The organism is Methanoregula sp. (assembly GCF_041663825.1).
GTDB lineage: Archaea > Halobacteriota > Methanomicrobia > Methanomicrobiales > Methanospirillaceae > Methanoregula.
Window position 1 is genome coordinate 1 of record NZ_JBAYLY010000004.1, and the last position, 14968, is coordinate 14968.

Genomic DNA, 14968 nt, shown 5'->3' on the forward strand with positions numbered 1-14968 from the left:
AACCGGGCCGCCGCTTTTCGTGCGACACCAAGGCGCCTCAGTTTCCGTTCCACCCTCGTGCAGAAATTCTGGAACATGTTTCCCCTTATCCATGGAGAACGGCAGGTTCGTATTTAAATTACTTTGATGGTTCGGGTTAGCTGTATAGGGGTTTCGGGAGGATCCGGCAGTCTTCTTTGCCCGTATTTTTCAGGAGCCTGATAATTTTTCGTGGGGCGCGGGAATTATCCGACAGGATTTTTTGGGGTTTACTGGGAAAGGCGGCAGAACGACCAACCTCCACCTCCCACGGAAAACCTTATCTTTTCGTTGAGAGTAAAGTAGTATACTCATGCCTCAACAGAATTTTGTTGACCGCCATCAGGAACTCCGGTTTCTCAAAGACCGGCATGCAACGGACACTGCGGAGTGCATCGTCCTCTATGGCAGGAGGCGGGTGGGGAAAACTTCCCTGCTCTTAGAGTTCCTGAAGGGAAGACCGGGCATCTATTTCCTTGCATCCGAGGAAGGCGACGCACGGAATATCCGGGAGTTTGCACACCACGCAGCGCTGTTCCTGCATGACCCGGCCTTCGAACAGCCGCAGTACGCGGACTGGAACTCGCTCTTCTCCGCATTCATCCACCACACCGGGTTTGCCAACCGGCAGCCGGGAAAAAAAGTTGTCATCGCCATCGACGAATTTCCCTACCTCATCGCAAGGAACCCGGCAATCCCCTCCGTATTCCAGAAGTGCTGGGACGAGAATCTCTCTGGTGCCCCGGTGATGCTGATCCTCTCGGGATCTTCTGTCAGCACCATGGAGACCGAGGTGCTCGGAACTGCGAGCCCGCTCTATGGCAGGAGGACCGGGCAATGGCAGGTACAACCCCTTCCGTACCCCTGCATCCGGCAGTTTGTCCCGTACTCCCCGGAAGAATGTGCAATGACCTGGTTTGTGCTGGGCGGGATACCGGCATACCTCCGGCAATTTGACCCCAAAAAGCCGTTCTGGGAAAACGTGCAGGCATCCATCCTGTCACGCGGCGCGTACCTTGCAACAGAAGGGGATCTCTTACTCACCTACGAGTTCCGGGAACCGGCAAATTACCGGGTGATATTCCGGGCACTGGCATCAGGGTGCACGACGCTTGGGGACATCTGTAACGAGACCGGGCTTGACAAGGGAATGGTCTCCAAGTACCTCAGTGTGCTCACCCGGCTTCACATCGTCCATGACGAGATCCCGGTAACGGCATCCCCGAAGTTCCGGAAACGGCATTATCTCATTACCGATCCCTACCTCTCGTTTTATTTCCGGTATATCATTCCGAACAGGATCGATCTTGAGGCGGACCGGACCGGGGAAGTCCTGGAGAGGATCCAGGGCACATTTCCCGGATATGCCGGCGGGATGTTCGAACAGCTTACTGCGCATCTTATCCGGACAAAACTGCTCCTTCCCGACCTGCATTTTACCACGCTGGGCAGGTGGTGGTACCAGGAGCAGGAGATCGATCTGGTCGGTCTCGACGATACTGCTGACCGGATCCTGTTCTGCGAGTGCAAATGGCGCGATCTCTCCCATGCGGATGCAAAACGAATTTTATTGGATCTGGAGAAGAAATCCGCAGAAGTCCGGTGGCGCAATGACCGGCGGGAGGAATTGTTTTGTCTTGTAGGTAAGCATATTTTGGGCAAGGAAAAACTACGGGCTGAAGGGTACCGTGTACATGACCTTGCAGATGTGCCGCTGGATACCCCCGGCTCCCGGCCTTCACCATAGCAATGGAGAGCCTGACAGGTACGTTAAATTTTTTCAGATGCACAAGGAATTTCACGACAAGCTTTTGCGCTCCTCATCTGGCCCCCTTCTTTTCACGGAATGCGACCCCAAATCCTGGCATCGCAGTGCCGTGGAAATGTCATATGTCCGATCAAATACTGATTCGCTTGTCGGATCCATCAAAGAGGGTACCCCTGGTCAGAAAATGTTTTGAATTCCATAAATCCATGTAATAGTAAAATTTCATACGAAATTGAAAAATTTTTATACTTGACTGCCCAACCAGTATATGGTGATGGCACCAGAGAGCATCGCCAGAAAATCGCCTCATACCTCTCTCATTCAGAATTGCATGTCCTCAATAAATCTCATCTTTCAATATCCCTGTTTTTTGATCCGTGTGGTTCATAACAAATGATTATTCTCACATCATTTCATACGAAATTAAAAATGTTTATTACTTGCCTCTGCCAAACGGTAACCGGGGTGATGATCCCAGCACAGGCATCCGTGTCCGCCCGGACATCCCTTCTAAAAAACGGATGCCGGCGCTCGTTTCATTGTCATCCCGATCCACCCTATGTAACCAGAATCCATCAGACAGGGGGAGTTGAAACCGAAGATGGTTGAAACAACAAAGAAAAAGAGCATACCGGAAACGAAGCCAAAGAAGACCGAACCAGCAAAGAGCAAGACAGGAACCAGTGCAGCTAAAAAATCCAGGAAGTGATTCCTTCACAATTCCTTCTCCAGTGATTTGGGGCCCGCCGGAATTACGGCCTGCCCCTGATCGCTGAAGCGATGCATCCACGGTCCGGCCGGCGCCGGACTTTTTTTTTAGGATCCCGATCTTTTCCTGCCAGACTGATTGTACGCGGGGATGTGGTCTCCCGAATTACCTATCGTCCATTCGGTTCGTTCTTGTCTCCCCCGCTAATCATATGTCGTGGGAAATACTATTCCGGGAAGATCCGCACATTGGCTTACTCTGTCAGGCTACCGTCCTTTTCTCGTCCGGATCGGACAGCCGGGAAGATCCTCTGCCCCCCGTTTTGAGACCCAGACAAGGAGCGGGATCAGGTGCCCCCGCAGTTCCCGGCCGTCACCGGTCAGCGAGTATTGCGTTGTGGGTGGCGAGGTTGGCAGGATTTTTCTATCCACAAGCCCGATCCGTTCCAGGTTTTTCAAGGTGTCCGAGAGCGACTTCGGGCTGATGTCGTCGAGTTCGTTTTTTAATTCATTGAAGCCTTTCGATCCTTCGTTCCCGAGAATTGCGATGATCAGGAGCGCCCATTTTTTGGCGATGACATCGAGCAGCCCGAAAAGCGGGCAAAAACAGATCTCATTCTCCGGCTCTTGTGGTTTCTTCATGGATACTACCTGTCCCTGCCGTTACGTTCCGGCTTATTACCTATAAAATTGATACTACCTGCAAACAGGATACTCTTTAGTCCGGCCTCTTCCCGCTGGAGTGAAAATACCATGGACGATCACGATCACGCACACAAAAAACCGCTGAAACTTGCCATTGCACTTACGGCAATAATCTTTGTTGCCGAGCCGCACGGGTCCTGGAGAGATCGTAGCCGAAGAACCCGAACCGCGACCATGCATCCTTGTGGATAATCATCGAGAAGTACCACGCGTTGAACCCTGCGTTTGAGTTGCCTGTGCCGATAGAGGTTGTCAGCCCGGCTGCTGCGGCCATGACCGCTGCACGCTACGAGCCACCGAAGTGGTCCTCCATTAATGTCGGGTACTTCTCGTACTGCTCCATGCTGTAGAGCGGGACTTCGGTTGCGAGATCATTAACATTCTCCTGCATGGGTTTGATCACCTTGTCCGGGCCCGGTTCGCGGTAATTGAACCCGTACTTGTCCTTGAGGTAGTCCATGCCATAATAGATGGAATCATCAAGGATCGGGAGGATAAGTTCCCTGCCGGGGATCCGGTCGTTCCCAAGTTTTCCGTTCTTTAACGCATCTTCAATTTCAGCAAGGTTCACGTTGATCCTTCTTTTCGTTAAATCGATTATCGTGTGTGCTGCTGGGTTTAAGAGCGGGCTTATCTGATGGAGCAGGACATCGCTCTTCAACAATTTTCCGTCATCGGAATAGAGATCGATCATCTCGGTATAATGTGCCATTATCATCGTTGTTTGCGTTGTTTAGTGGGGGATACTGTCAGTGCAGGATCGGCTGTTGGGGTGGCCGCCATGCATCCAGTTATACTACGATTGAATAGAATTTTCATATTTTGTAAAAACTATAAGACTTGAAGTATTAATATTACCAACTTTACAGTTAGAAAGCGACTATGAAAGAGGATAGCGACCACATCTGTTTTTGCTGCCTGCAGGGGCTCATGCCGACAATCTCCAAAAAATGGGCCATCTGCATCATCCTCTCACTTGGCCGCAACCAGATGATGCGGTTTTGCGAGATCATGGGCAACTGCGGGCATATGCAGCCACCGGTTTTTACTGACCGTGATGTCCAGCCGATCTTCAGACCCTATCCCACATGTCCCAACATGACGTTGTCCTTGAGACAACGGAGATTAAGATCGGGACGGTCCTGAAAACAGATTCCTGCTTTTTACCGGAATATCCCACAAGTAATCTATTTCATAAAAAAATTCGCAATACTTAATACGAACTATCTTAGATTACATACTTTAATGGATGAAGATATTGAAATACTCTATAACCGGGAATGGCACCATCGCTGGTTGGTTCTCGGGGCACTCTTGCTCGCTCTCCTTGCAGCCGGGTTCTATGCCCTCAATGCCGGTTCGATCCATCTATCCGTCATGGAAGTGATCGATGCCCTCATCAAACCGAATGCGCTGGACACCCAGACGCGGATGATCGTGTTGGACCTCCGGATGCCCCGAATCCTCCTTGCTGTGCTGACCGGCGCAAGTCTTGCTGTTGCGGGAACCGTGATGCAGGCCCTGATGCGCAACCCACTCGTCAGCCCGTTCACGCTCGGGATGTCATCCGCAGCCTCGTTCGGTGCAGCATGTGCAATTGTCATGAGTTCCCTACCCCTCCTCTCCCTCGCGTTCATGGAGTACCAAGACGCATTTATCGTCCTCTCGGCCTTCACGTTCGGTATCGGATCGGTCTTCCTGATCTATGCCATATCGCTGCGGCGGGGATCGACCAGCGCCACGCTGATCCTTGCAGGTGTAGTCCTCGGGTACATCTTCCAGGCCGGGCTCATGGTCCTCCAGTACACCACTGACAACGAGAAGCTCCGGCAGATCACACTCTGGCTCATGGGAGGGATGTGGGGCGCCAACTGGTCGGCCGTGATCCTTGTCACCCCGATTGTCATCATCTGCTGTGCCTACCTCCTGTACAAGGCATGGGACCTAAACGCTCTTCTTGCCGGGGACGAGGTTGCCCAGAATGCCGGTGTGGAGATCAGGAAAGTCCGGCTCCTCGGCCTCTTCTTCTGCACGCTTGCATCGTCCGCCTGTCTCGCCTTCACCGGCATTATTGGCTTCATCGGCCTCATCGGGCCGCATATCGGGAGGCTTCTCATCGGGCAGGACAACCGGTACCTCATCCCCTGTTCCGCGCTTTTAGGCGCCCTGATCCTGATGGTCTCGGATACCATCGGCCGGACCATCATCGAACCGGTGGAGATCCCGGTCGGTGTCATCATGTACCTTCTCGGGGGCGTATTCTTCATGTACCTGATCTTAAGCAAGGACAACCGGATATTCACGTGAGGCGATGACATGAGACTTGAAATTTCTGACCTGGCCGTTTCGTATGATACAACGCCCATCCTCAAATCCGTCAGCATTTCTGCCGGGAAGGGGGAGGTTGTCGGCGTCATTGGCCCAAACGGGTGCGGCAAAAGCACCCTCATCAAGACCATTGCCGGCATCAATGTGCCATCGGCAGGATCGATACAGCTGGACAACCTGGATCTCTTCACGCTGCCCAAGATCGACATGGCAAAACGGGTGGGCTATGTCCCGCAGGACTTCCGGCAGATGGCCTCGATCACGGTGTTGGATGCCGTTGCGATCGGCAGGAGACCGCACGTATCCTGGGCATTGAGTAAGAAAGATTTCGCTATTATGAACGAAGCGATGAAGAGCATGGCGATTCTTCCCCTTGCGGGAAAACGACTCGATCAGTTATCCGGGGGTGAACGGCAGAAAGTGTTCATCGCCCGGGCCCTTGCCCAGCAGCCGACCCTGTACCTCTTCGATGAACCGACCAGTGCGCTGGACATCCGCCACCAGATTGCCGTATTCCGGCTCATCCGGGATCTGGCGCATACGGAAGGGGCGACGGTACTCGTGGTGGTCCACGACCTGAACTTCGCCCAGTATTATGCGGACCGCATCGTCATGATGCAGAAGGGCGCCATCGTTAAGCAGGGAACCCCCGCCGAGGTCATGACCCGGGAAGCCATCCGCTCAGTCTACGGTGTGGATATGTGCAGTATTGCAACCGGTACCGGCACGTACCTCCTCCCGGAATGGGAAGGGGGAGAGGCAGTAGAGACCATGACAGGGTGATATGCTGATGATAACAAACCTAAAATTTGCCAATAAGAAGGGAAAAGTCACCGTAGTGACACACGGAAAAAAAAGTGCAGGCAGGACCCGACAGCATCTTTCTACGATACTCATTCTTGCGGGTATTCTCGCAGCCCTTATCGTTATCGTCGGATGTACGAACTCAGCCACCCCGTCTACGGCCGCAACACCACGTGCTGCAATCACCATCACTGACAGCCTCGGGAATACGGTGCAGCTCGATGGTCCTGCCTCCCGGATCGTCAGCCTCAACAGCGATGCCACCGAGATGCTCATCGCACTGGGAGCGGGGAACTCGATCGTGGGGGTCACCGACACAACGCTCAAGAACAGCCAGCTCGCGCCGCTCATCCCGAATGCAGTCAGTGTCGGGACCTGGGATGCACCCAGTGTAGAGCGGATCCTGGGCCTCAAACCAAACGCGATCGTCTCGTACAGCGGGTACCGGCTGAAAAATGCCGACCAGTTCGAACGTTCGAAGATCACGGTTATCTACATTGATTGCAACCGGCTTACAACGCTGCGGAGCGATGCCCGGTCGCTGGGGCAGATGACCGGCCAGGAGAGCAATGCCAGCCGGTACATCCGGTTCTTCGATGCATGGTACGCGTATACTACGGAAAAGACCGCTGGTACGGTGCTGACACCGGTATATGTTGAAGGGTATTCCGATTACATGGCGCAGGGAGTAAACAGCAGCATCGGCGACATGGTCCTTGTTGCACGCGGAAGCAATATCGCTGCCACGGAGTCCAAGAGTTATGTCAAGGTAACACCGGAGTGGCTGATCAAGGAGAACCCTTCGGTTATCATCAAGGTGGCGCCTGATCCGATACCTGAAGGCAGAACCCTGGACAGTTACCGACAGCAGGTGGCAGACCGGCCCGCGCTTGCGGATGTCAGTGCGGTCGCGAATGGGGACGTGTATGCCATCAGCGGCAAGGTAGTTGTCGGACCCCGTGCACCGGCAGGGCTCCCGCTGGTTGCTGCAATCCTGCACCCGGAGTTGTTCTCCGGCACCGATCCGCTTACTGCATTGGATGAATACAGCAGGGACTTTGTGCCGGGCGCAAACAGCACGGCAGCAGTCAGCCCGGGGATCTGAATCGAGAGGTATGGATGAACCCGATTTGTCGTATGTGGTTGGCGGCCATGATTGTAGCATTCCTGCTGTGCGCCGGTTGTCTGGCACCATCGCGGGTTCCGGGGACTGACACAACAACCAGTGTCACCACCCCGGTCACACCTGCACTGGTTTCTGATACCGTGGGGTCTGACGACAGGAACTCATCGGACACTGCAGAACAGATCAAAAACGATATCAAAGCATCCTATCTGTCCCAGAAGAAGTATATACCGACAAAAGACATCAACAAGCATTTTCTGACCATCGCCTTCTCGGAATATAACGGCGTTATCATGAGGAGGGAATATCGGCATTCGATCACCATTTCCCTGTTCGGTGCGTATTCTGCTGAAGATAAAAAAGAAGTAGAGGAGTTCATCACAAAGTTCAACCGTATCTCGAAGACCCAGAAATTATACCCGTTCCTTAAAAATGATGGAAATGATGCAGACCTCTGGATCAATATCTTTCCCAACCGGCAACTGCACGATCTCCAGAAAGATCAGATAGGAAATGACCAGATGTATTATACAGAATATGACTCGCTCTTTTCAGATACTATCATCTATAGTGTAAATGGAACGGAGCAGATATTCGTGAATGCGGATCTGCCGCCTGAAAAACGCCGCCATTATCTGATACGGGCATTGACATACTGGCTGGGGATAACCGGAGAAGCACTCGATGAGGACAGTTTCTTCCATCCCGCAAACACTGACAAACCGGATCTCGCGGAACAGGACTGGAAGGCCATAATGATCCTGTATGGGCCGGTCGTGAAGTACAACATGACCATGTCCGATGTGAAGAACCGCCTTTATCTTGGGTCATCATAGAACAGCACAATTGTAGGGGGTAGTTTCTGGTGGTGCAATCCCCTGTGATCGGGGGCAGGGGAAAAGATCTACGGGAGGCTCTTGTGCCACTGCTGAAGTGGACACAAACAAACACAACCGGCACATCCCGGCATATGGGAAAGCTGCCGAGTTTCACACGCCGGATCCCTGAAGGGTATCTCCTTTGGGGATCCCGTGTGTTGCGAGGATGTACCCAGATCCTTGTCTCATAAACAGTTCACGCAGCCGTTTTGGCATTTACTGTATCGGGCCGGCCGGTTTTTCAGATACCGAAATTTTCCGTAAAAAATAGCAACATTTTTAAAATTCATAATATTAAGTGGTACATTATTCACTTATCTGGATGCCCTGACGATACTATGATCAGTACTCTCCTTGTCGATGATGAACACGCACTGCTGGATATCAGCAGAGCATTTCTGCAAAAAACCGGCGAAATTTCTGTCGAGACCGCAGATTCTGCCGCTGCTGCCCTGGACAAATTCAAAACCGGGACCTACGACGTCATTGTCTCCGACTATGACATGCCGGGAATGGACGGGCTCGCACTTTTGAAAAAATTGCGGGCAGATGGCGAAAAAATACCGTTTATCCTTTTTACCGGGAAAGGCCGGGAGGAGATTGTGATTGCGGCGCTCAACAACGGGGTCACATTCTACCTCCAGAAGGGTACCGATACGGTGGCTCAGTACGCAGAGCTCACTCACAAGATCCGGATTGCCGACCGGCAGTACCGGGCCGAACAGTCCGCGCAGGAGTCCCACCAGCAGATTGAGAATATCCTCAACTTTTTGCCCGACCCGACCATTGTCATCGATCTCCAGGGAAAACTGATCGTATGGAACCGGGCCGCCGAGGAGATGACCGGCATTCGTGCAGATGCAATCCTGGAAAAAGGGGATTATGCCTACGCGGTTCCGTTTTACGGAAAGCCGCGCCCCCTTCTCGCAAACCTGATTCTTTCCCCGAATGAGCGGCTCATGAGCACCTGCTACCATATGCGGGAGATATCTCCCCGGCTCCTTATCGGGGAATGCGAGGTGGATGTGCCCGGGGGAAAACACCTGGTACTCTGGGTGAAGGCAACACCTCTTTTAAGTGCGGATGGCTGCGTGACCGGTGCGATTGAGACCTTCCGCGACATCACGGAACGGGTGCAGCGCATCATGGAACACCGGGCGAATCGGGAGATACTCGGCCGCAAAAATGAGGAGATCCTCTCACGGAACGAACAACTGGCGGTAACCGAGGAGGAGCTTCGCCATACTGTTGATGAACTCCAGCAGAGCCACCGGCTGATCCAGGAAAGCGAGAGAAAATACCGGGCACTCGTCGAGGTACTGCCCGATGCGCTTCTCATCCATGAGAACGGGAAGATTGTCTATGGCAATCCTGCTGTGTGCACTTTGATTGGTGTGAGCTCGCCGCAGCTCCTCAAGACACCCCTTGACACCCTTATCGGCAACGGAACCGGTGAGGCAATCCTTGCCAGATCCAAAGAAGTACTAACCGGGAAAACCCTGCCCGATCCTCAGGCTTACACGATTAAAAAACCCGATGGACAGACGACCTGGGTGGAAGCGTTTTTTTCTCCTGTTGGTGTTGAGGGCCGGGTGCTTGTGCAGATCCTTTTCCATGATGTCACGCAGAGGAAAATTTATGAGGAGCAGATCGTTCGGCAGCACGACGATGTGGAACGGTACACGCATGCATTGACCCGGGCAAACAAGGACCTCAACCTGATGTATTCCGTCACCCGGCACGATATCCTCAACAATCTCACGGCGCTGATGGGATTTATGGAACTGGCTGATGCAAAAATTAACGACCCCCTCATTCTGGATTACCTCAAAAAACAGAAACGTGCAGCCCAGGCAATCTACCAGAGTATCCTCTTTACCCGGGACTACCAGGATCTCGGTATCCACGATCCCGAGTGGCAGAATCTGCAGGAGCTTGTTACCTGTGTGACGGCGCAGGTCAATGCCCCCCGCATCAAATTTACGATTTTAGTGGACAGTCTGGAGATCTTTGCGGATCCGCTTCTTGAGAAGGTTTTCTACAACTTCATCGACAATTCCCTGCGGCATGGTGGGGACGTGAGCGCAGTAACTGTATCTTTTCAGAAAAATGACCGGGGATTACTTTTGATCTATAACGATAACGGGGTGGGTGTCCCTGATGATGAGAAATCTCATATATTCGAACGGGGCTTTGGGAAAAATACCGGGCTCGGCCTGTACCTTGTGCAGGAGATCCTCGCGCTGACTGATATCACGATCCGGGAAACGGGCGAGCCCGGTCATGGCGCGCAGTTCGAGATGCAGGTACCCCTTCCCTCATTCCGGTTTACCTGCGGGCAAGCCCTGGGACGCAAAGACAACGACCTTCCGAATCTTACGTCGCCGTGAGGGCCATCGGTTACCGGAAACAGATGCCCCGTTCCATTTATGGATCCCTTCATGCGCAGATGCCTGGAAAATGAGCACCGGCCAACAATCTGACGGGCACGTTTTATACGAACCCCCGTAACTGGCAAAATTGCCCTGCAGCCTGCGTTGCCCCTGTACTTGGTTCTGCCCCGTATTCTTCCTGCATGGGGACAGGGGCGCATCGGACCCCAAAGATCTGCCGCTCTGATGCACACGTTCCTTAACACTTATTATAAAAATTTAAAAACTACATATTTTTTGCTACAAAAATAAAAATACTTATTAACAGGGCCGCCCCATGTTCCCTGTGGAGATGTCACCTTAACCAAAAAAGGAGAACTCCTCACCCTTCGACAAGGTATCGCTGCGGGCTTATTGCTGTTTGTCCGCCAAGAAACCGGGATCATTGGGGAATGATCCCGGAAAACAGCAGTCAGGTAACGAAAATGAAACAGACATTGTATGATGGCAGCCGTAAGACAACCGTCAATACGCGGTATGACGAGTGTCTCTATCTTGCGAGCGCGGCCGGTCTCTGACGCTTCCGATGCAAAGGTAACCGGAAAAGATCTCTACATGCACAGTGCAATCGATCCGGACAAGAGGATCACGTACTATCTTCATCTCTGGTCTACCAGCAGGACCGTCAAAGATAAAATTATCCCGCTGTCGCCCTCGATGGCAGACCGGTTCTTAAGAGTCAGGGGTCTTAACTGCAACCTCTTCCCGCAAAACGATCCCGTGGCCCGGCTCTACGCGTGGGGATACGGGATCGCAGAAGAATTCTGATCGCCAATTTATGCACATCCCTAGTATCTCTCTTTTTCAAGAGGTATATCCCAAAACAAGGGGATAATGTGAGATCTGTCGATCCGTTTTTTTGTACGAATTCCGGAATATTATTGCGTGCCGCAATTACAAGATCGTAGCGAGGCTTGTTTCCAGGAGGCAGAACCCGGTAATGGCAATGTGCTCGTCGTCAATACTTATATTAAGAACTCTTTGGGATTTTAAAATTCTTAACAAATAGGAATTTCTCACACTTTAATTGTATCATTAAAAAAAAATTATCGAATCAGATAACAAATCGCAACATATTTTATCTATTGAGTGTTACTATTGGATATAATTGTAATAACTTTGTAGTGGTGAGTTCATGCATATTCCTGATGCATTTATACCAATCTGGCAGGGCGGGATCTATTGGATTATCGCCCTGATATTTGTAATACTGGCAGTTCGTTGGGCAAAGAACGAGATGAGCGAAGAGAAACTTCCTCTTGTGGCAGTTCTGGCGGCCGGGATCTTCGCCCTCCAGTCCTTCAACCTGCCCGTCTCCATGGGCACAAGCGGGCACCTCGTCGGCGGGGCGCTTGCCGCGATTGTCCTCGGCTCGCCGTTTGCCGCGGTTTTCATCCTGACAATGGTACTGATCGTGCAGGCAGTCCTGTTCGGTGACGGCGGGATCACAACAATGGGTGCAAACATCATCAACATGGGTGTTATTGGCGGGTTTGTCGGGTACTACTCGTTCAAAGGACTCATGAAGACGACAAAAAGCATGCCGGTCTCCGGTTTTGTCGCAGCATGGCTTGCCTGCCTGATCCCGGCGTGCGCGTGCGCAGTAGAGATGTTCTTAGCCGGGACATTCCCGCTGAAGGAAGGGCTCATTGCGATGGGGCTTTACCATGCGGCGATCGGTGTGATCGAAGGTATCGTCACTGTGGCAGCAATCTACTTGATCACCAGTGTACGGCCGGATCTGGTCGATACCGGGGTTAAACCAATTAAAGGAGGGGTTCAAACAGCATGATCGATAACAAGACGTTCCTTATTGGGGGGATTATTGTCGCACTCCTTATCGGGGTGGTCGCAGTCTTCCTTGCGTCCGGTGACCCGGATGGCCTTGAGAGCACGGCCCTGATCATACAGGGTGAGAAAACTCTTACCGGGGGAACCCCGGAAGGTGCCGAGATCCATGAAGACCTGACCGGGAAATTCTCATACTCAGCTCCGATGCCCGACTATGGGCTGGGTGAGTCGATGGGATCGGCTGGCGGCATCATCGCCATTGTTATTGGTACCCTGCTCGCCTTTGGCGTCGTACTCGGTATTGCATACGCGATCAAGCTGGCAGGAAAACCAACCAAATAAAAAACCAACACACCTTTATTTCTTTTCATCATATTTCGTACACTCATGCACCTTATCGAAACCCGCGATCTCTGTTATGTCTATCCTGGTGACGTCACGGCACTGGATCGTGTCAATTTCATTGCCCCAAGAAACGCCCGCATTGCGGTGATCGGGTCGAATGGTGCCGGGAAGAGCACACTTTTCAAGCACTTTAACGGTATCTTCCAGCCGTCTTCCGGTTCGGTCCTGATCCGGGGAGAACCGATCACGAAAAAGAACCGGAATGAAATCCGGAAATTTGTGGGTCTCGTGTTCCAGAACCCCGACGACCAGATCTTTTCCCCCACGGTCGAGCAGGACATCGCATTTGGCCCGACCAACCTGGGCCTTGACGAGGAGACAATCAGCCACCGGGTCCACGAGGCACTTCGCGTAGTCGGCATCGAGCACCTTGCCGGCCGGGTGCCACATCACCTGAGCGGCGGAGAGAAGAAACGGGTGGCCATCGCCGGGGTGATCGCGATGGAACCGGAGGTACTCGTACTCGATGAGCCTACGGCCGGTCTTGACCCCCGGGGGGTTGCAGATTTAAATTATTTTATCAATTCCCTGTCATCGAAATACGGCATGACCGTGATCTTCTCCACCCACGATGTTGCGCTGGTACCGGAGGTGGCCGATTTCATCTATGTCATGGACAAGGGCAGGATCGTTGCGTCAGGAACAGTCGATGAGATCTTCCTGCAGCCGGATATGCTCAAGTCCGTCCGTCTCGATGTTCCGGTACTGCCCCGGCTGATCCGGTCGCTCCAGGCAAACGGGGTAGAGATCTCGATGGCATACACGTATGCAGACGCGGAACAGGCACTGCTCCGTGCATTTGGCAAACGATTATGATCGAGGAACTCTTTCAGGTCGAACGAGATGCGTATAAGGACAGCGTTATCCACCGGATCGATGCACGGGTAAAGATCGCGATATGTTTTGCCGCAATTATCGCCCTTGTTGCGGTTCCCTATTCGACAATGATTTATACGGTGGGGGCACTTTTTTTTCTCTTCTTTTTTATCCTCTGGTGTTGCACCCGGCTGTCATTTGTCGTGTATCTACGGCGTGTCTGTGCCATCGTCCCACTCTGGGGGATTATCATCTTTTTCCAGATCTTCTTAAAAAACAAGTATTACACCGAGTATGATGTTCTGTACTCCCTGCCGCTCGGGATAAACATCTACGCGCAATCGGTGGAGTTTGCATTCATCCTGCTTGTAAAGTTTGTCGTGTGCATCTCGTTTATCATCCTGCTCTCCTCGACGACCAAGATGCACGAAATGCTGGAAGGGGCTGCACGGATGGGTCTCCCGGCGGAATTTGCCCTCGCGCTGGGCATGATGATCCGCTACCTGTTCGTTTTCGGGTACATGTATCGCAAAATGAACGAAACCTTAAAAACGAAATGTTTCGATGCATTCGACCGTCACCTCCCCTATAGGTACCGCCTCCGCCAGATCGGCTTCCTGATCGGCACCATGTTCATCCGCTCCTACGAGCAGGGCGAACGAGTGTACACGAGTATGCTCTGCCGGGGATACGGCAAAGACAGTTTCCTGTTCGTGAAGAAGAAACCGCTCGGTAGATGGGATGCGGCATTTCTCTGCATCTCGCTGGCCTTTGTTATTGTAATCCCTGTAACGGTCTGGCTGACCGCCATCCGTTTATTCTAGGGGATATCTTTTTTGTACCGGATTCTGGCAATCTCCCGTAGACCACAGGCTTACACAGAATGCAGATGATCTCATTAACGGAAGGAGTATTACCCGGGAGATCCCTGACATGACCGGAATCGCGAATTCAAAAAAACCCAGTAATTCTCTAAATTTTCCTTTACAAACTCCTTTACAAACATCAGAATTTTTTGATAGTACTTACCGAAGCGATTCCCGGTCCATTGGGGGTACCCCCCTCCACCAGCTCATGATGGCACCCCCCGCTCCCAAAAACGGGAGGTACCCCCACCCCCCGACCAATTTTTCAAAAGCATGATACCCCCACCCCCTGTCCGGGCATAAGTGGGGGACTACCCCTCATT

12 protein-coding genes and 2 pseudogenes are annotated in these 14968 nt (G+C 52.3%); 11 read left to right on the forward strand and 3 right to left on the reverse strand.

Annotated elements, in window-relative coordinates; all coding sequences use genetic code 11:
* Positions 1-331: 331 nt before the first annotated feature.
* Positions 332-1765 carry an ATP-binding protein gene (locus tag WCX19_RS02730; RefSeq protein ID WP_373004629.1) on the forward strand — a complete coding sequence of 478 codons (1434 nt, stop codon included), beginning with the start codon at positions 332-334 and terminating at the stop codon, positions 1763-1765.
* Between the two features lie 996 nt (positions 1766-2761).
* Here WCX19_RS02730 and WCX19_RS02735 read toward each other — a convergent pair.
* From WCX19_RS02735 to WCX19_RS02745, 3 genes and pseudogenes are all read right to left on the reverse strand, one after another.
* Entirely contained in the window at positions 2762-3136 is a 375-nt protein-coding gene (locus WCX19_RS02735; RefSeq protein WP_373004631.1) for a winged helix-turn-helix transcriptional regulator, read from the reverse strand.
* Positions 3137-3309: 173 nt separating this feature from the next.
* Positions 3310-3686: pseudogene (locus tag WCX19_RS02740) on the reverse strand (methyl-coenzyme M reductase subunit alpha); the annotation flags it as partial.
* Positions 3687-3731: 45 nt separating this feature from the next.
* Positions 3732-3917, reverse strand: a pseudogene (locus WCX19_RS02745) (methyl-coenzyme M reductase subunit beta); the annotation flags it as partial.
* Between the two features lie 527 nt (positions 3918-4444).
* Between WCX19_RS02745 and WCX19_RS02750 the strand changes: the two are divergent.
* The 10 genes from WCX19_RS02750 to WCX19_RS02795 all read left to right on the forward strand — a co-directional run bounded on the left by WCX19_RS02750 (position 4445) and on the right by WCX19_RS02795 (position 14603).
* On the forward strand, positions 4445-5506 hold the full coding sequence (locus WCX19_RS02750) for a FecCD family ABC transporter permease (protein WP_373004634.1): 1062 nt from the start codon (positions 4445-4447) through the stop codon (positions 5504-5506).
* Positions 5507-5515: 9 nt separating this feature from the next.
* Positions 5516-6310, forward strand: coding sequence for an ABC transporter ATP-binding protein (locus tag WCX19_RS02755; RefSeq protein ID WP_373004637.1), 795 nt, complete (start codon positions 5516-5518; stop codon positions 6308-6310).
* Between the two features lie 7 nt (positions 6311-6317).
* Positions 6318-7436, forward strand: a complete 1119-nt coding sequence (locus tag WCX19_RS02760; RefSeq protein ID WP_373004640.1) for an ABC transporter substrate-binding protein — start codon at positions 6318-6320, stop codon at positions 7434-7436.
* A gap of 47 nt (positions 7437-7483) precedes the next feature.
* Entirely contained in the window at positions 7484-8293 is an 810-nt protein-coding gene (locus WCX19_RS02765; RefSeq protein WP_373004643.1) for a DUF2927 domain-containing protein, read from the forward strand.
* Between the two features lie 380 nt (positions 8294-8673).
* Entirely contained in the window at positions 8674-10725 is a 2052-nt protein-coding gene (locus tag WCX19_RS02770; RefSeq protein ID WP_373004646.1) for a PAS domain S-box protein, read from the forward strand.
* Positions 10726-11262: 537 nt separating this feature from the next.
* The gene (locus tag WCX19_RS02775) at positions 11263-11535 is read left to right on the forward strand and encodes a hypothetical protein (RefSeq protein WP_373004648.1); all 273 of its coding nucleotides are present in this window, start codon (positions 11263-11265) and stop codon (positions 11533-11535) included.
* 367 nt (positions 11536-11902) lie between these two features.
* Positions 11903-12559, forward strand: a complete 657-nt coding sequence (gene cbiM / locus WCX19_RS02780) for a cobalt transporter CbiM (RefSeq protein ID WP_373004651.1) — start codon at positions 11903-11905, stop codon at positions 12557-12559.
* Positions 12556-12900 (forward strand): PDGLE domain-containing protein, encoded by a 345-nt coding sequence (locus tag WCX19_RS02785; RefSeq protein ID WP_373004654.1) that lies wholly within the window; start codon positions 12556-12558, stop codon positions 12898-12900. The genes cbiM and WCX19_RS02785 overlap by 4 nt, the downstream gene beginning before the upstream one ends.
* A gap of 45 nt (positions 12901-12945) precedes the next feature.
* On the forward strand, positions 12946-13779 hold the full coding sequence (locus WCX19_RS02790; RefSeq protein ID WP_373004657.1) for an ATP-binding cassette domain-containing protein: 834 nt from the start codon (positions 12946-12948) through the stop codon (positions 13777-13779).
* On the forward strand, positions 13776-14603 hold the full coding sequence (locus WCX19_RS02795; RefSeq protein WP_373004660.1) for an energy-coupling factor transporter transmembrane protein EcfT: 828 nt from the start codon (positions 13776-13778) through the stop codon (positions 14601-14603). Before WCX19_RS02790 ends, WCX19_RS02795 begins: the two co-directional genes overlap by 4 nt.
* The last annotated feature ends 365 nt before the right edge of the window (positions 14604-14968 follow it).